Source organism: Sphaerimonospora mesophila, from assembly GCF_001417795.1.
GTDB lineage: Bacteria > Actinomycetota > Actinomycetes > Streptosporangiales > Streptosporangiaceae > Sphaerimonospora > Sphaerimonospora mesophila.
Map to the genome: position 1 here is coordinate 253616 of NZ_BCBX01000037.1, position 18264 is coordinate 271879.

The window sequence follows — 18264 nt, forward strand, 5'->3', positions numbered from 1 at the left end:
TGCCGTCTCACGGAGAGATCCGCCGGGGGTTCGTCGAGATGTGCTGGCCGACCCGCTTGACGAGCATGGCCATCTCGTACGCGATGTGGCCGACGTCCGCGTCGGAGGCCGCGAGCACGGCCAGGCAGGTGCCCTGACCGGCGGCCGTCACGAACAGGAACGCGGACTCCATCTCGACGATCGTCTGCCGGACCTCGCCGCCTCCGAAGTGCCGTCCCGCACCGCGCGCCAGGCTCTGGAAGCCGGCGGCGACCGCGGACAGGTGCTCCGCGTCCTCTCGGCTCAGCCCCTGGGAGGCCCCAACGACGAGACCGTCGGTGGAGAGGATCACCGCCTGTCGGACGGCGGCGACCCTGCTGATGAGATCGTCGAGCAGCCAGTTGAGTTCGCCGGTCGACGTCGCTTTGCCGGTCATTCGTCACCTTTCTCGCCGTGCGTGTTCCGTGGGTGGTCGCCGGGTGTGCCGTCGTCCGGCTGCTCCGACTCCTCGCGGCCGCGCTGTGCGCCCCGCTGGATCGCGGAGAACATCGCCCTGGCCTCCTCCGGAGAGCGGCTGTCGGGGGCCGCGTCCGGGGTCGGCGCCCCCAGCGGTGGCTGGCCTCGGAGTTGCGGCGCGATGCTGGCCTGGCGCACCCGGCGTGGCAATCCGGCATGCGTGCCGTTCGCGATGGAGCCTCTCACCGGCCGGGAGCCGTTCCCAGTCGATCCATTCTGGCGGAGGTCGTCCGGCTTCAAACCCTTCTGTTCCGGCTCATTGTGCCTGACGGAGGCGTGCTCCGGAACGCCCAAGCCGGAACCCGCCGACTCGAAATCTGCCGAGCCGAAATCCCCAGAGCCGAAATCTCCCGAGGCGAAATCCGCCGACCCGGAACCGGCCCGAGATTCGGGGGCACGGGAGGCAGGGTCGTGGGAGCTCGGTTCGTCCAGGTCATCTCTGATCGCAGAGGGCACGGCCTCGGTCCGCAGCGATGCCGGAGTGAAGAACGGTGAGGACTCGAGGTCGCTCCGCTCCCCGTCGGCGTACTCGTCCCGCCGTTCACCATGGTTCGGCGTGGCTTTCGCGTGCGCGCCGCGGACTCGGCGGCCGCCCGGTGCCTCCACGACATGCGCGGCGGGGGAAAGGGAGGCCGCCGACGCGGACGCGATCGGGACATGCTCGGCCGATCCGCTGATCGCCGGTGTGGTTCTGTCGTCGGCCAGCAGGGCACGCGGGATGAGCACGATCGCGGTCGTTCCGCCGTACGGCGAACCGCGCAGGACCACGTTGATTCCGTACCGGCCGGCGAGCTGACTGACGACGAACAGGCCGAGCCTGTCGCTGTCCGCGGGGTCGAACTCGGGAGGGTCGGCCAGCCGTCTGTTGATCTCGTCGTACTTCTCCGGCTCCAGCCCCAGACCTCGGTCCTCGATCTCGAGCACCAGCCCGTTGGCGACGACCTCGCCGCGCACCTGCACCTTCGTCTGCGGGGGCGAGAAGACCGCCGCGTTCTCCATCAGTTCCGCGATCAGGTGCACGATGTCGGCCACCGAGGCGCCGGTGAGGGACGCGTCCGGCATCGGCATCATCGAGATTCGGGTGTAGTCCTCGACCTCGGAGATCGCGGCGCGTACGACGTCGATGACCGGTACGGGCTTGCGCCAGGCCCGGCCGGGAGCGGAGCCCGAGAGGATGATCAGGCTCTCCGCGTGACGGCGCATCCGGGTCGTCAGATGGTCCAGCCGGAACAGTTCCCGCAGGGCATCCGGATCGTCGGTGCGGCGCTGCATCGTGTCGAGCAGGGTGAGCTGGCGGTGCAGCAGGCCCTGGCTCCGCCGGGCCAGGTTGAGGAAGACCTGGCTGACGCCCTTGCGCAGGTTGGCCTGGCCGACCGCGGCCTCGACGGCGGTCCGCTGCACCGAGGCGAAGGCGTGGGCGACGTCCTCGACCTCGAGTGATCCGCCCGCGCGGATGGGCGGCGCCTCGGCCGCGACGTCGACGTCCTCGCCCTGTTTGAGCTTCGTGACGACTCGCGGCAGCCGTACGTCGGCGAGGTCGAGCGCGGCGTCCCGCAGCTCCGCGAGATCGCGGGCGAGGCGACGGCCGAACCGGACCGAGAAGACGATGGTGATGGAGATCGCGATGAGGCCGAGGCCGCCGGCGATCAGGATGCGGATCATGATCCCGCCCGCGGTGGAGGTGGACTCCACGTTGAGGGCCTCGGTCGCCGAGGCGCGGGCGGAGTCGAGCTCCGAGGTGATGTGCTGGACCGTCGACTGCCACTTGTCCGCTTCAGCGGGCAGGGGGCCACCCGAGCGCACCTGGTTGACGATCAGGTTTTCGAGGTCGGAGAAGCGGGCGAACATCGGGGAGCCGAGCACCCGCTCGTACGGCGTCCGCATCTCGCCGCTCAGGACCGGCCGGTTCTTCCGATAGAGGAAGCGGCGGGTGGCGACCCACTCGCTGAAGGCGTTCTGCTCCTCCTGCGTCAGCCGTTCGCTGACGAGGGCTCCCCGGATCAGGGCATCCTCGCGAGCGATCATCTCGTACGCGTTGCCCATGCCCTGCATCGCGCCGGCCTGCTGGAAGATGGCCAGGTCCGGGACGGAGACGAGCCTCTCGTACAGGATGAACAGCTGGTCCATCAGCCCGTTGTAGCCGTCGATGGCCTGCAGCCGGTTGAACCGGCCCGTCGTGATCGCTTCACGGATGAAGGACAGGCGTTCGAACGAGTCGAGCACTGAGTCGAGGGTGGTGTTGAGCTCGTCGCCGATCGATCCGCGGACGTCCTCGTCGCCGGCCATTCCGACGAACTTGTCGAGCGACTCGGTGGTCTTCTTCTGCTGCGTGCTGAGCTCGGCCGAGTTGTTCTGACCGGAGCTGAGTAACTTGGCGGTGATGGCACGTTCGGCCTGGAGCTGCAGCCCGAGATCGGTGGAGGTGACGCCGAGGGTGTCGTACAGGGTCTTCGCCCTATAAAGGGCTAAACCATCACCAACCGTCAGCTTGAGGACAAACCCCCACATAGCGCTCAGCATCAGGAGGGGGAGGAGCAGCAGCAAAAAGATCTTGAACCGAATCGACCGGTTTCTCGAACCCATGGCCACTCCTGCATTGCTGGAGGCTCGCGCGCATTTGGGGAAAATGCACCTCCGGAAGATCGCACAGAAGGCTAGCACCGATACAGTTCTGGCGCATTGGGAGGATCTGATGAATACTGTGATCACTGGGGCGAGTGCCGGAATCGGTGCAGCTGTCGCCCTTGATCTCGCGAAGCAGGGGCACCAACTTGTGCTCGTCGGTCGGGACCAGAGCAAGCTGGCCGGGGTGGCCGAGCGCGTCGGCTCGATCACCGGGACCCCGGCGGACGTCCTGGTGGCCGACTTCGCCTCCCTCGATCAGGTGCGGCGACTGGCGCGAGAACTGCTCGACCGCTACCAGCGGATCGACGTGCTGATCAACAATGCGGGCGTCATGACCGGTAGGCGCCAGATCACCGAGGACGGCAACGAGTTGATCATGCAGGTCAACCACTTCGCGCCGTTCCTGCTGACGAACCTGCTGATCGACCGGTTGCGGGCGTGCTCGGCCCGGGTCGTCACCACCTCGTCGCGGGCGGCCAGGGCCGGGCGCCTCGATCCCGCCGACCTGTCGCGGGAGCGGCGCCGCTGGAGCGGGTGGCTGCAGTACGCGGATTCCAAGCAGGCCAACGCGTTGTTCACCGTGTCACTGGCCGAGCAGGGCCTGGCCGCGACCTGCCTGCACCCGGGTGTGCTGCGGACCGGGTTCGCGGCGGACACCTTCTATATGCGACTGGTCACCCGCGTGCCCGGCATGTCGGAACCGGTGGAGGCAGGGGCCGCCAGGATCGTGCACCTGGCCACCGATCAGGACGGTGTCGCGCACCCGGGGCGTTACTTCGTCCGCGACCTTCCCGTCGACGTGCCGCGCCGGATGTCCGACCCGGCACTCGCCGAGAGCCTGTGGCAGGCCAGCCTCGACGCCACCGGCCTTGGCCGTACCTGACGGCGGAATCATCGGCAAATCGTTTAAGAACTGATATGGAACCATTATGAGAAGTCGCCCGTTATCTGAACGAGGGCGAATCGTGTACAGCGGGTGCGTCGCGACGGACTCCGGAGGGCTTTCCTCCCGGTGCTGTCGTAACGCGCTAATCCGGGGTAACGTGCGCATTTGCGGTGGACTGCACAATGTGCTCCACGCCGGACCATCGGCTACGGAGCGTGATGACGGGGTGACGGTTTGATCGGCAAGCAGGGCAGGGTCACGGGCAAGATCGGCCCAGGACTTGTCGGCGAGGTGATGGTGCCGGTTCGCGGTGGCGTGGAGGCGTTCTACGCCCATCCCAGCGTGCCGGACGAGGAGATCCCGGTCGGATCGATGGTCGTCGTCGTGGAGTATTCGCCGCCGCGTACGGTCTACGTCGCTCGAGCGTTCGTCTGACCAGGGAGAGTCCCTAACATCCCCCGATCACGGAGGCGTGAATGCCGACGGAATTCCTGTTTCTGGGCGTCGCGATCGTCGTCGTCCTCTTCATCGTCATCCTGCTCTTCAAGGCGGTCTGGCGGGTCGCCGAGCCCAACGAGGCGTTGATCATCTCAGGTCTCGGCGCCAGGACCAAGAACGAGTTCGCGGACAGCCTCGGCTTCAAGATCGTGACCGGCAAGGGCACCGCCGTGCTGCCCGGCTTCCAGACGGCACGTCGCCTCAGACTCGACAGCCGGGCGGCCAACCTGCAGGTGTCCTGCGTCACCCAGCAGGGCATCCCGGTCCAGGTGCGCGGAGTGGTGATCTACAAGGTCGGCGACGACTTCGTGAGCATCGCCAACGCGGCCCGGCGGTTCCTGGACCAGCAGGACTCCATGAACGATGCCATTCACGAGCTGTTCACCGGTCACCTCCGCTCGATCATCGGCAATCTGACCGTCGAGGACCTCATCCTGAACCGCGAGCGCCTCACCAGCGAGACGCGCAGTTCCGCCGCCGACGAGATGAGCAAGCTCGGCCTGGTCGTGGACTCGATGCAGATCCAGGAGATCGACGACGAGACCGGCTACATCCTCAACCTCGGTAAGCCGCACGCCGCGAAGGTGGCCGCGGCGGCCCGCATCGCGGAGGCCCAGCGCGATCAGGAGGCCACCGAGGCCGAGCAGGTCGCCGCCGCCAAGAAGGCCGCCGCGATCCGTGAGTCGCAGATCCAGCAGTCCGGATATCAGGCCGAGGTCGACCAGGCCGCGGCCAAGGCCAGGCAGGCGGGCCCGCTGTCGGATGCCACCGCTCGCCAGGAGGTCGTGGTCCAGGAGACCAGGGCGGCCGAGCTGGAGGCCCAGCTCGCCGAGCAGCGGTTGCAGTCGCAGGTGCGCAAGCCGGCCGACGCCAAGGCGTACGAGACCGTGACGCTGTCGCAGGCCGAGCGTGACGCGCGCATCGCCCAGGCCGAGGCGGAGGCCCGGGAGACCGAGCTGCGCGCGGCGGCCCAGGCGTCGCAGGTGAAGCAGGCGGCGGCGGCCGAGGCGGAGTCGGTCCGGCTGCGTGGTGAGGCCGAGGCCGCGGCGACGAGGGCGACGGGTCTGAGCGAGGCCGAGGCATCCAAGGCGCGCGGACTGGCGGAGGCCGAGGCGGCCAAGGCCAAGGGTCTGGCCGAGGCCGAGGCGATCCGCGCACGCTCGGAGGCGCTGGCCGAGAACCAGGAGGCCGTCATCGCCCAGCAGCTCGCCGAGAACTGGCCGCAGATCGTGGAGGCCGGCTCGAAGGCGTTCGGCAACGTCGACCACATGGTGGTGCTGAACGGCGCCCAGGGCATCGAGGAGATGCTCGCCAAGGCCCTCACCCTCGGCGGCACCGGTCTCGGCCTGGCCCGGTCGCTGCTCGCAGGCGGCAACGGCCTGGGCGGCGGCGTGAACGGCACCGAGTCCGTCAACGGGAACGGCGCCGAGCCGGTCACCAAGAACATCATCGACACCGCCTCCTGAACGGGGTCGACGGAGAACGGCGTCGACGGTAAGCGCGGTTAACGGTAAGCGCGGTTGACGCGGCTCCGGGGCCGGTCACTCGGTCCCGGAGCCGGCGTCCGCCTCGGCCTGAGGGCGGCCGCCGGGCAGGAGAAGCAGCGCGCCCACGATGAGCACGGCCACGACGAGGAGCGCGAGGAAGACGTTGTGGACGGCGTCGGTCAGCGCGCCGCGGATGAAGGACATCGCGGCCGAGCCCGCGTCCGCGCCGCCCTGTCCGGTCAGCACCGAGCTCGTGGCGTCCACGCTCTTGGGCAGATGGTCGCCGGCCACCGAGGCGGGCGGATGGGCGAAGCGGTTCGACAGCGTCGCGTTGGAGACCGCGCCGAGTACGGCCGCGCCGACCGCGCTGCCGATCGAGCGGGAGAACATGTTGGTCGCGGTGACCACGCCGCGGCGCTCCCACCCGACGGAGGACTGAAGCGCGACCATCGTGGGACTCGACGTGAGCCCCAGGCCGATGCCGACGATCAGACACGCCACCGCGACCTGCCAGATCTGGGACTGCCGGCCGAGCAGGACGCATAGTACGGCCCCGGCCACGGTGAAGACGCTGCCGATCAGCGCGGTGTCGCGGAATCCGATGCGCATGTAGACGCGGCCCGAGAGCGTCGCGGCGAGCGGCCACCCGATGCTCATCGTGGCCAGGGTGAAGCCCGCCACCAGCGCGCCGGTGCCGAGCACGCCCTCGGCGTACGTGGGCACGTAGGAGCTGAGGCCGATGGTGAGCACGCCGATGCCCAGCGCGGCGAGGTTCCCGCCGGTCAGCAGGCGGTGGCGGAACACCCACAGCGGCAGGATCGGCTCGGCCGCCCGGCGTTCCACCAGGACGAAGGCGGCCACTCCGCCGACGCCCACGGCGAAGATGGCCAGGCTGATCGGAGACCCCCAACTCCAGGCCACCCCGCCTTCCAGCAGGCCGAGGATGAGCAGGGACGAGCCGGCGGTGAGCAGCACCGCGCCCAGGTAGTCGATCCGGTGCGAGCCGCGGGTCACCCGCTCCTTGAACCGCCGGGCGAGGGTCCAGGCCGCGATCGCGCCGAGCGGAAGGTTGATGAAGAAGATCCAGCGCCAGGACACGTACTCGGAGAACACGCCGCCGAGCGTGGGACCGACGACCGCCGACACCCCCCACACGCTGGCGAGGTAGCCCTGCACCCGGGCGCGCTCCGCCACCGAGTACATGTCCCCCACCATCGTCACGCTCATGGGCTGTACCGCCCCGGCGCCGATGCCCTGGATCGCACGGAACAGGATGAGCGTCGGCATGCTCCACGCGATGCCGCACAGCATGGACCCGAGAAGGAACACGGCGATACCGAAGAACATCACCGGCTTGCGCCCGAAGACATCGGCGAGCTTGCCGTAGATGGGGACGGTCACCGCCTGGGTGAGCAGATAGATCGAGAACAGCCATGGGAACTGCGAGAACCCGCCCAGGTCGGCGACGACGGACGGCACCGCGGTGGCGATGATCGTGCTGTCCAGCGCCACCAGGCCGGTGCACAGCATGACGGCGGCAAGCACCGGCCCGCGCTCGGACCTGAACCCGATGCCGTCCCGTTTGTCACCAGTCGTGATCGCGCTCACCCTGTCAAGCTCCCCCCGGACACACCGCCGTTACGGGAGTGACCAACCACTGTTTGTGCCCATACATTCCGGTCGTTACATTTCCGGCCGTACGGTCCCGACGGGGCGGCGCCACGACCCGAGGAGATACACCCTAGATCAGGACATGTTTCTCCGGGTTGCCGGCGAAGCAGAACTGGGCGTTTCGGGTCAGCTTGTAGTCGGCGGCCTGCCAGGTGTGGGCGGTCGCGTCCGATCCCCTCATGTAGATGAAGTTGAACCGGTCGGCCGAGTAGATCCGGATGCCCTCCGCCTTGCATCGCCGTACGAGCCGGGTGTCCTCACCGGCGTTCACCGGCTCGAACGGGTACGTCCGCAGCAGGTCGGCCCTGGCCAGAATCGTCGCGCCCTGGATGAGGTGGGCGTAGCGGTGCTCCAGGCCGGGCAGGCGCAGGACCGTGATGTCCTGGGAGGGGAAGTACGTGTAGTGGGCGCCCTTGCCGACCATCTCGGCGTCGGCGTAGTCGAACGACCGGACCAGGTCGGACAGGTAGTGCTCGCCGTAGATGTTGTCGTCGTCCATCTTGGCGATCAGCTCGCCCTCGGCGTGCGCGATGCCGTGGTTGAGCACCTCGCCCAGCGTCCAGGCGGGATCGGCGGTGAGCACCTTGACCGCGGGCACGCCGGCGGCCAGCGCCTTGTCCCGCACGACCGCCGGGTCCTCGGACAGGCCGTGCAGGACCAGCACGAGCTCCAGGTTGCGGTGCCGCTGCCGGGCCACCTGGTGGATCGCGTGGCCGAGCTGGCCGGCCCGGTTGGTCGGCAGCACGACGGAGATCGACGGCGACCGCGGGGCGACCGGGCGGCCGAGATCGGTGAGGATCTGGTCGACCCGGTGGGAGAACAGGTGCTTGTCGAACACCTCGCGCATGGCCAGATGGCCCTGGCGGGCCCGCAGCTCCGGGCTGTTGATGAGGTAGATCGCCCGGTTGTAGGCCTCCTCCTGGGAGTGGGCGACCGGGATGAGCTCGCCGAACGTCTCCTCGATCGCCCGCGACCACCCCGACAGCACGCTCGTCGAGCACGCGGACAGCTCGAAGACCCGGCGGGCGCACATGGTCGGCGAGTCGATCACCGAGTTGACGTTCAGGAAGACCTTGTACATCTTGTACGCGGCCAGCATCCGTTCGTACGGCAGCTCGCCCACGATGTGCGGGCGATACTCCTCGGGCCAGGCGTACTTGTCGGCCACTGAGGCGTTGCGCGCGAAGATGTGCAGGCCGAGATCGCGGGCAGGGGCGATGATGGTCTCCATCTGCTCGCGCCGCTCGGGATGCTTGTCGCGGAAGTACATGCCCGCGAAGACGATGTCGTACGGCCGGCCGTACCTGGTCTGGATCGGGTTGTGGATGCGCGGCTGGGCGGCGAACTGCAGCACACCGACCCGGTCATGCCCCAACTTTTCCCGATATTTCGGGATCATGTCGCCGTCGCACGTGTACACGTAGTCGAACAGCTTGGCCGTCTCGATGAAGAAGTCGAAGTTGGGCGGGTCCTCCTTGTTCCAGAAGACCGTGGGGATGCCCTCGGCCCGGCACCAGGCGATCAGGTCGCGCAACTCCTGCTTGGGGGCGTTGGTCCCGGTCATCTGGTAGCGCCACCGGCCCTGGTTGCCGTGCCAGGCCGACTCGCAGAACAGCAGCTCGGGCCGTTTCTCGGCGAAGATCTCCCGCCAGTCCTGCAGGCCGAACTCGATCTGGTCCCACTCGTAGCGGAACGCCATCCGGGAGAAGTCGTCGAGGATCACCGCGACCGGCATGTCCGGCCGCACGGTCGGGCCGTCGGGCCACTTCAGGTTGGGAATGGTGACCTCTGGGCCCCTGGCCTCGGCCTCCGCCGCGACCTCGATCGCCGGCCTCGGCGCCTGCGGCGCCCGCTTGCGGTCCTTCATCACCTTGCGGATCTCGCGCGGCAGCCGGATGAACTTGGCGGGCTTCGATCCCGTGCTCGTCAGGACCTCCGCCACCCGGTAGGGGCGCTGAACCTGGGTGGCCTTGATCCGCCAGACGGCGTAGTCGGCACGGGCCTCCTGGTAGGCGAGGCGGTTCTCCAGGTCGCGGATCCGCTGCTCGTAGTGCTCGACCTGCTTGCGCTCCTCGGGCAGCCAGTTCGCCGCCCCCAGCCGCTTGAACCGGGGCTCCTCGGGAGTCTGGGGCTCCTCCGGAGTCTGGCCCGGGTGCTGGGCGCCGGTCTCACGAGTCTCGTCCGTCTCAGCCATGCTTCTCCCCTTTGTGGAAAAGACATCGTACGGTGACTACCGCCCGCTTCGTGCCGATATGACCGAGCTAGTTCCCCCCCCACCCCCGTGATCTTGCGAATACTCGCACATCGGACCGTGAGCAGGGGTTTCCCGTGCGTGATCTTGCAATTTCTCGCAGGCATGGCCCTGAGCGGCGAAAACGTCATTCGTGATCTTGCACTTCCAACTGCGAGATCACGCGACACGTAAGCGCAGGTCGGCTGGCTCGCCTGCGAGAAACCGCAAGATCACGGAGCCGATTCGCGCAGGTCGGGACCGTGGCTTGCGAGAAACTGCAAGATCACGGGAAGGGGGTTTGGTCGACGCGGCCGCGGGCGGCGGGGGAGAGGTTGTCGCCCGCCAGCCAGGCGGAGATCACCCGGGCGATCCTGGGCCCGGCCGCGCCGTCCCACAGGGGCGGCAGCTCCCCGCTCGGTGTGGCCGCGCCGTCCGCGAGGGCCTTTTCGGCGGCGGCGGCCAGCCCGGCGGGGGTGACGAGGCGGTTGGTCCCGTGGGTGACCGTGATCGGGCGCTCGGTGTTCGGCCGGACGGTGAGGCACGGGACGCCCAGCATGGTCGTCTCCTCCTGTACGCCTCCGGAGTCGGTCACCACCAGCGCCGCGCCCCGTACAAGCGACAGGAAGTCGACGTAGCCGAGCGGGTCGACGATCTTGAGGTTCCGCCGGTCCACGAGGCCGGCCTCGGCCAGCCGCTGCCGCCCGCGCGGGTGCAGCGGCACGATGACCGGCACCTGCTCGGCGACGCCGAGCACCGCCTCGACGAGTTCGCGTGCCGCCTCGGGGGCGTCCACGTTGGCCGGCCGGTGCAGCGTCGCGACCGCGTACCTGTCCGACACGCCCAGACGCTCCCGCACCGGCGCCGGGTCGAGCTTCGGCAGCGCGGCGAACAGGCTGTCGATCATCGGGTTGCCGACGAGGTGCACCCGCGCGGGATCGACGCCCTCGTCGGCAAGGTGCGACAGGGCCTCCGGCGAGGTGGCGAACAGCAGGTCCGACAGCGCGTCGGTGACGACCCGGTTGACCTCCTCGGGCATCCCCCGGTCGAACGAGCGCAGCCCGGCCTCCACGTGCGCGGTCGGCACGTGCAGCTTGGCGCACACGAGGATGGCGGCGAGCGTCGAGTTCACGTCGCCGTAGACGACCACCAGCGAGGGGGAGTGCTCCAGCACCACCTCTTCGAGGCCGGTGAGCAGCGCGGCCGTCTGCCGCGCGTGCGATCCCGAGCCCACACCGAGGTTCGCGATCGGCTCGGGCAGGCCCAGGTCGGCGAAGAACACGTCCGACATGAGCGCGTCATAGTGCTGGCCCGTGTGGACGATGCCCTGCTTGACCCCGAGGTCGGCCAGGCCCTTCACGACCGGGGCCGCCTTGACGAAGTTGGGCCGGGCGCCCAGCACGTGCAGGACGAGGGGATTGTCCCTCATTGACCACGCCTTTCATCCGGTCGTCGGTGGTTTGACCTCTCTGGGACAAACGTTGCCTATGGTACGTTCACGCCGTGCAACCCGAGGCCAATACTCCTGCTACGCCTCCCACGCCCCCGGCAGCTCCGACGCAGGCTTCCCGGATAGCCGCCAAGTCTGCCAAGGTCGGCCTGGGCGGTTTCCTCCGCGGCTTCGCGAGGAATCCGGTCGTCGTCTCACGGATCTTCGTGAGCAAGGTCAAGTCGGATCCCGTACGGGTCGCCCAGGCCGCGGCGGAAGCCATGCCGTCGGGGCTGCGCCCGGTGATCGGACGTGTCGCCTGGCCGGCGGCCCGCTACACGCGGGTGGGCACCCGTCGCGTGCGGAGGGTCGCCCGGAAGATCCTCCGCCGGATGGCCGACGGGCCGATGGAGAAGGCGAAGGAGCACTTCGACACGGGGCACATGACGCAGGCGATCAAGACGCTGCAGCCACACCAGCGGTGGCCGTTCATCCGCCGCAGGATCGCCTACTACGAGGGCGAGATGGCCGCGCTCGGGCCCGACCCGATCCCGCCCAAACCCAGGGTCATCATGGGTGAGCGGGTGCCCGGCCGGGTGCTCCACATGGTCACCAACGCGCTGCCGTACACGCAGGCCGGCTACACGGTGCGCACGCATCGGATCGTCACCGCGCAGCGTGCCGCCGGGCTCGACCCCCACGTGGTGACGAGCTGGGGCTGGCCGATGCTGCAGGGGCACACCGAGGCCGAGCCGTACGAAGAGATCGACCAGATCCCGTACTACCGGCTGCTGCCGAAGGGCGAGGTGCCGTTCGAGACCCGCGGCCGGATCACCCGCGGGGCCGCCGACGTGACCGAGCTCGTCCGCACCCTGCGGCCGCAGGTGCTGCACGCCGCCACCGATCACCGCAACGGCTCGGTCGCGATGGCCGTACGCGAGCGGACGAACACCCCGTTCGTCTACGAGGTACGCGGCTTCCTCGAGGAGACCTGGGCCTCTCGCGACCCCAGGCGGGTCGGCACCGAGCGCCACCGCATGCAGCGCGAGCGCGAGGCGACCATCATGCGCGCCGCCGACGCCGTCGTGACGCTCGCCGAGACGATGGCCGTCGAGATCGTCGAGCGCGGCGTCCCGCGTGAGCGGATCCACCTGGCGCCCAACGCGGTGGACGACGCGCTGCTCACCGCGGAGTACGACGGCGCGGCCTTCCGCGAGCGGTACGGCATCGCGGCGAACGAGATCGTCGTCGGCTCGGTGTCGAGCATCGTCGGCTACGAGGGATTCGCGACGCTGCTGAGCGCGGCGGCGCTGCTGCGCGACGCGAAGACGCCGGTGCGGGTCCTTCTGGTCGGTGACGGCGCCGAGCGGCCGGCTCTGCTCGAGCAGGTCGAGCGACTCGGCCTGCGTGACGCGATCCTGCCCGGCCGGGTGGGGCCGGACGAGGCGCTCCAGGCGCAGGCGGCGATCGACATCTTCGTCTGCCCGCGCGAGGACCTGAGGGTCTGCCGCCTGGTCACCCCGCTCAAACCGGTCGAGGCCATGGCGCTCGGGAAGCCGGTGGTGCTCAGCGACCTGCCCGCGCTCGCCGAGCTCCTCGGCGCCGGAGGCGCCGCCGACATGACCGCGGGAGGCGCCGGGACGGGCGGGGCGGGTCTTCTCGTACGGCCCGGCGACCCGGCCGCCCTCGCCGAGGCCCTGGCCGCGCTGCGAGACGATCCGGAGCGTCGCCGCGCGATGGGCGAGGCGGGAAAGGCCGAGGTGGCGGCGCATCGGACGTGGAGCAGCCTGGCCCGCACCTACCAGCACATCTACCAAACAGTTACCGAGAGTCGCTAATCACCTGAACATCTGGTGCATTAGACGTCCTTGGTGCCAAGTTGAGATAACCTTTGCCACCATGAAGTGTTGTTTCCGCCCCCAGGTCACCACCCGGGTCGTCCCGTGACCCCCGTCGATCTCACGGTCATCGGGCTGGGTTACGTGGGCATGCCGCTGGTCAAGGAGGCCGCGGCGGGCGGCCTGCGGGTGGCCGGCCTGGACGTCGATCCTCGTAAGGTCGAGGCCATCAGCGCCGGTCGGTCGTACATCGACGACATCACCGACGCCGATCTCGACGCCATGCTCTCCAGCGGCTTCACCGCCACGCTGGATCCCTCGGTGCTCGCGCGCTCGCAGACCATCGTCATCTGCGTGCCGACGCCGCTCGACGAGGATCGCCGGCCGGATCTGTCCGCTGTCGAGGGCGCGATCGACGCGGTCGCCGAGCGCCTCCAGCGGGGGACGCTGGTCGTGCTGGAGTCCACCACGTGGCCCGGCACGACCGACCAGCTCGTACGGCCGCTGCTGGAGCGGCGCTCGGGGCTGGTGGCGGGCCGGGACTTCCATCTGGCGTACTCGCCCGAGCGCATCGACCCGGGCAACCTCAAGTACGGCCTGCGCAACACTCCGAAGGTCGTCGGCGGCCACACGATCGCCTGCCGGGACCGGGCGGTGGCGTTCTACAGCCGGTTCGTCGAGCGGGTGGTGCCGGTCAGCGGCACCCGCGAGGCCGAGATGGCCAAGCTGCTCGAGAACACCTACCGCCACGTCAACATCGCCCTCGTGAACGAGATGGCGATCTTCTGTGACGAGCTCGACGTGAACCTGTGGGAGGCCATCGAGGCGGCCTCCACCAAGCCGTTCGGGTTCCAGAAGTTCCTGCCGGGCCCGGGGGTGGGCGGCCACTGCATCCCGGTCGACCCGTCCTACCTGTCGTACACCGTGCGCAAGCTCGGCTACCCCTTCCGCTTCGTCGAGCTGGCCCAGGAGATCAACGAGCGGATGCCGGCCTACGTGGTCGCCCGGGTGCAGCGGCTGCTGAACCGGGAGCGCAAGGCCGTGAACGGCTCCCGCGTGCTGCTCCTCGGCGTCACCTACAAACCCGACATCGCCGACCAGCGCGAGACCCCGGCGGTCCCGGTGGCCGAGGCGCTGCTGGAGTTGGGCGCTGAGCTGTCGTACTGCGACCCGCACGTCCCGGAGTGGGAGATCGAGGGCAGGACGATCCCGCGTGCGGAGGACCTGGCCGAGGCCGTGGAGGCGGCCGACGTCACCGTGCTGCTCCAGCAGCACTCCATATTCGATCTGGACGTGGTGGAGAATCGGGCCCGGCTCGTGCTCGACACTCGCGGCGTGCTCGCGACCGGCGAACGCGTCGAGCGGTTGTAGGAGGGGTCCGCTCGTGCACGTGCTCGTCATGACCGTGGTGCATCACCCCGAGGACGCCCGGATCCTGCACCGGCAGATCCGCGCGCTCGTCGACGCAGGTCATGAGGTCACGTACGCGGCGCCGTACACCGCGCGCGGGGTGGTGCCCCGCCCGTGGGTCAACGGGGTGGACCTGCCCAGGGCGGCGGAACGGCGACGCCTGTCGGCCGTGTGGGCCGCGCGCAAGCTGTTCAAGAGCATGCGCGGCAGCGTGGATCTCGCGCTCATCCACGACCCCGAGTTGCTGCTCGCGGTGACCGGGGTGCGCAACCGGCCGCCGGTCGTCTGGGACGTCCACGAGGACACGCCCGCGACGCTCTCGCTGAAGCCGTGGCTGCCCGCGTTCCTGCGACCGCCGATGCGGTTCCTCGCCCGGCTCCTTGAGGGTACGGCGGAACGCCGCCTGCACCTGCTGCTCGCCGAGACGGCCTACGCCGGGCGGTTCAAGCAGGTGCACCTCGTCGTGCCGAACGAGACGTGGGTGCCCGACACCGTCAGCCCCCCAGGCGACGACCGCGTGGTCTATCTCGGCTGGCTGTCGGAGGCCCGCGGCGTGCGCGAGGCGGTCGAGGTGGCCAGGCTGCTCCAGCCGCATCGTGTGGCGGTCGAGCTGATCGGCTACGCCGACCCGCAGAGCCGGCCGGTGCTCAACGAAGCCGTCGCCCGCGGCCTGCTTGAGTGGCGCGACTTCATGCCGAACGACGAGGCGCTGAAGCGGCTCGATGGCGCGCTCGCCGGGCTGTCCCTGCTGCACGACGAGCCGAACTATCGACACTCGATGCCCACTAAGATCATTGAGTACATGGCGCACGGGATCCCGGTGATCACCACGCCGTCGCCGCGTGCGGTGGAGCTCGTCGAGCGCTACCAGTGTGGCGTCGTGGTCTCCTGGCAGAACCCGGACGCGGTGGCCCAAGCCGTGCTCCGGCTCAGAAACGACGCGGCCGAGCGGCGCGCCACCGGCGCCCGCGGCTACGCCGCCGCCCGGGCCAACCATCACTGGCCGAGCTCGGCGCGCCGGTTCGTCGCCCAGCTCGAAGCCTGGGGCGGCGTCAAGAAGCGCTGATCATTTGATTTTGAACGACGGGCGGTAGTGTCCTGAACGTGCGTTGGTTCACCCTCATCCTGGGCATGGCGATCCTCGCCGGGGTCGCATCCGTCGTGATCGTCCTGAGAGAAGCGGGTTCCGCGCCACAGACGGCCAGCGCCACATCGCCCGCGGTCTCACCCTCGCCTCCGCAGGGAGGCCCGCCCTCGCCCACGGCCAGCGCGTTCACCGACCCGTGCGGCACCTTCGACACCACCGCCGCCACGCCGTACGCCGTCACGGGCTACTGGCTGATCCCCACCTCCGATCCGTGCACCTGGCGCCGCCAGCTCCAGGCCATCCACCGCCTGGGCGGGGACACGGTCGTACGGCTCGGCTTCGGTCTGTCGCCGCGCCCGGTGGACCATGAGGGCCGAATCCTGGACAGACTGGACGAGGGCGCCGGTCCGAAGACCGCGACCCCGAAGACCGCGACCCCGAAGACCGCGACCCCGGGGAACGGCGCCCAGGACGAGCCCAAGCCCGACGGACGCTACGCCAAGTGCGAGGAGAACGGCCTCACCTGCGTGCAGTCGGCCGAGAAGGACCTCAAGGCCGCCAACCCGGGCAACATGCTCACCTGGACCTACGTCTACCGCACCGACGAGCGCTTCGGCCCGGGGATCTTCCGCTGCCCGTCCATGGAGCACGAGATCGAGGTGAACGGCGCCGTCTTCTACCGGCTGATCGCCCCCGAGGACGGCTCGGACGACCCCACGTGCGACTTCACCTCCAAGGGGCGGCGCTATCACCTGATCCTGGTCTCGGCCGGGGTGAAGGACAGCCTGTCCGAGCTGCTCGACCTGGGGGACCAGTTCGGCATCCAGGTCTTCCCTGCCCTGCCGCTCGCGCCCCGCGACCTGGTCAAGACGGCGACCGCCGATCCCCGGCACATCGGCACGCTCACCACGCTGACCCGGCGCGTCCTGCAGGACTACGGCGGCCGTTTCGCCGGCCGGGCCTCGCTCGGCGGCGTCTACCAGCCGTTCGAGCTGCAGATCCGCGACTGGACCGACCCGAGCAAGTTCCAGACCCTCCAGGTCTACGAGGAGCAGCACCGGATCGTCGAGCAGGTGCTGCCGGGCAAGCCGATCCTCGTCAGCCCCTACCTGGACGGCCGCAGGCAGAAGAAGTTCACCGCCACTCCCGCGCAGGTCGCCGCCGGGTTCAAGGCACTCGCCCGGACCGGTGTGGGCATCATCGCCCCGCAGGACGGCCGGGGCACCGGCAAGCTCGGCCTGTACTGGCCCAACCTGAAGAACAAGCCGGTGGACGACCGGCTCAAGCCCGTGGTCGGCGACACCACCTACGCCGACGCCTACCACGGCTCGACTCGCGACTACTACCGTGCGATGGCGCAGGCCCGGGAGGAGCTCGCGCAGGAGGGCGTCGACGTGAGCCTCTGGGCCAACGTGGAGGCGTTCGAGCCGACGCCCGGCGGCGGCGACGTCTGCGGCCGCCAGTCGGCCCGGGGGCGTACGGACAAGGCCCGGTTGGACACCCAGGTCGCGCTGGCCGCGCCGTACGTCTCCAAGATCATTTCGTACATGTGGAGCGACTTCTTCACCTGTGACTCTCCCTCGCTGTCCGAGGAGATCTCCGCCGACTGGAACCGGCCCATCGCGATCGAGGCGCGGCGCGACGACCGGGACGGCCAGGGCGGCCTGGAGATCCGGGGCTTCCACGTCGGCGCCGTCAAGGTCACGCTGAGCTGGAGCGGCGTGGAGACGCCTCGGGTGGTCGACTCGGCGCTGGCCGGCGCACACGACCCCGCGCCCATCGAGGGGCTGCCGGTCGGCGCGGAGAGCATCTGGATCCCGGTCGACTGGGCGAGCGTGCCGGAGAAGGTGTGGGTGCGCGTCGACGTGACCGCCCCCGACGGCAGGAAGGCGGCGGAGCCGGTCTACTACCGCAATAACGTGTAGGTTGCCTGTCGTGATCCCGCGAATCCCGGTCAGCGTGGATCTGGTCGTGCTCACCGTCAGGTCCCAGGAGCTCAGCGCGCTCGTGTGGCGGCGCAACCGGCCCCCGTACGAGGGCCGGTGGGCGCTGTCCGGCGGGTTCATCAAGCTGGAGGAGGACCTGCCGGCCGCCGCCGCCCGCGTGCTGGCCGAGCGGGCCGGGCTGCCGGGCGCCCAGGTCCACCTTGAGCAACTGCAGACGTACGGATATCCCGACCGCGACCCCCGCCAGCGGGTGGTCAGCGTCGCCTACCTGGGTCTCGCCCCCGACCTGCCCGCCTCGACCGAGGCGCACATGAGCTGGCAGCCGGTCGCCGAGCTGACCGAGATGGCCTTCGACCACCGCCGCATCATGCTCGACGGGGTCGAGCGGGCCCGGGGCAAGCTGGAGTACACCTCGCTGGGCGCGGCCTTCTGCCCGCCGGAGTTCACCGTTGCCGAGCTGCGCCGTGTCTACGAGATCGTCTGGGGGCGGCAGCTCGACCCGCGCAACTTCCACCGCAAGGTCACCAAGACCGAGGGGTTCCTCATGCCGACGGGCCGTACGACCACGAGGGACGGCGGCCGGCCCGCCATGCTCTATCGCCGGGGCCCGGCCGTGCTCCTGCACCCGCCGATGCTACGCGTCTGATCGTCGCTCAGGGATC

13 protein-coding genes are annotated in these 18264 nt (G+C 69.5%); 8 read left to right on the forward strand and 5 right to left on the reverse strand.

Features of this window, described 5'->3' with window-relative positions; genetic code table 11:
- Positions 1-7: 7 nt before the first annotated feature.
- Positions 8-415, reverse strand: coding sequence for a roadblock/LC7 domain-containing protein (locus AP234_RS18915; protein WP_055480989.1), 408 nt, complete (start codon positions 413-415; stop codon positions 8-10).
- Entirely contained in the window at positions 412-3003 is a 2592-nt protein-coding gene (locus AP234_RS18920) for a nitrate- and nitrite sensing domain-containing protein (RefSeq protein WP_160330468.1), read from the reverse strand. The genes AP234_RS18915 and AP234_RS18920 overlap by 4 nt, the downstream gene beginning before the upstream one ends.
- Before the next feature lie 184 nt (positions 3004-3187).
- Between AP234_RS18920 and AP234_RS18925 the strand changes: the two genes are divergently transcribed.
- The 3 genes from AP234_RS18925 (at position 3188) to AP234_RS18935 (ending at position 5970) form a co-directional block, all read left to right on the forward strand.
- Positions 3188-4003, forward strand: coding sequence for an SDR family NAD(P)-dependent oxidoreductase (locus tag AP234_RS18925; protein ID WP_055480991.1), 816 nt, complete (start codon positions 3188-3190; stop codon positions 4001-4003).
- A 237-nt stretch (positions 4004-4240) separates the two neighbouring features.
- A complete protein-coding gene (locus AP234_RS18930; RefSeq protein ID WP_055480992.1) occupies positions 4241-4441 on the forward strand; it encodes a hypothetical protein in 201 nt (66 codons plus the stop codon).
- A 41-nt stretch (positions 4442-4482) separates the two neighbouring features.
- The gene (locus AP234_RS18935) at positions 4483-5970 is read left to right on the forward strand and encodes an SPFH domain-containing protein (protein WP_055480993.1); all 1488 of its coding nucleotides are present in this window, start codon (positions 4483-4485) and stop codon (positions 5968-5970) included.
- Positions 5971-6045: 75 nt separating this feature from the next.
- Here AP234_RS18935 and AP234_RS18940 read toward each other — a convergent pair whose 3' ends face one another.
- From AP234_RS18940 to wecB, 3 genes are all read right to left on the reverse strand, one after another.
- Positions 6046-7599 (reverse strand): MDR family MFS transporter, encoded by a 1554-nt coding sequence (locus AP234_RS18940; protein ID WP_235558243.1) that lies wholly within the window; start codon positions 7597-7599, stop codon positions 6046-6048.
- Positions 7600-7732: 133 nt separating this feature from the next.
- Complete coding sequence (locus tag AP234_RS18945; protein WP_055480994.1) at positions 7733-9856, reverse strand: glycosyltransferase family protein; 2124 nt, start codon at positions 9854-9856, stop codon at positions 7733-7735.
- 322 nt (positions 9857-10178) lie between these two features.
- Complete coding sequence (gene wecB / locus AP234_RS18950; RefSeq protein ID WP_055480995.1) at positions 10179-11321, reverse strand: non-hydrolyzing UDP-N-acetylglucosamine 2-epimerase; 1143 nt, start codon at positions 11319-11321, stop codon at positions 10179-10181.
- A gap of 227 nt (positions 11322-11548) precedes the next feature.
- Between wecB and AP234_RS18955 the strand changes: the two genes are divergently transcribed.
- From AP234_RS18955 to AP234_RS18975, 5 genes are all read left to right on the forward strand, one after another.
- Positions 11549-13159 (forward strand): glycosyltransferase, encoded by a 1611-nt coding sequence (locus AP234_RS18955; RefSeq protein ID WP_235558244.1) that lies wholly within the window; start codon positions 11549-11551, stop codon positions 13157-13159.
- A 105-nt stretch (positions 13160-13264) separates the two neighbouring features.
- Complete coding sequence (locus AP234_RS18960) at positions 13265-14530, forward strand: nucleotide sugar dehydrogenase (RefSeq protein WP_083502229.1); 1266 nt, start codon at positions 13265-13267, stop codon at positions 14528-14530.
- 13 nt (positions 14531-14543) lie between these two features.
- Complete coding sequence (locus AP234_RS18965; RefSeq protein ID WP_200926587.1) at positions 14544-15635, forward strand: glycosyltransferase; 1092 nt, start codon at positions 14544-14546, stop codon at positions 15633-15635.
- 38 nt (positions 15636-15673) lie between these two features.
- Entirely contained in the window at positions 15674-17581 is a 1908-nt protein-coding gene (locus tag AP234_RS18970) for a DUF4434 domain-containing protein (protein WP_055480997.1), read from the forward strand.
- Between the two features lie 10 nt (positions 17582-17591).
- On the forward strand, positions 17592-18248 hold the full coding sequence (locus tag AP234_RS18975) for an NrtR DNA-binding winged helix domain-containing protein (protein ID WP_055480998.1): 657 nt from the start codon (positions 17592-17594) through the stop codon (positions 18246-18248).
- Positions 18249-18264 lie beyond the last annotated feature (16 nt).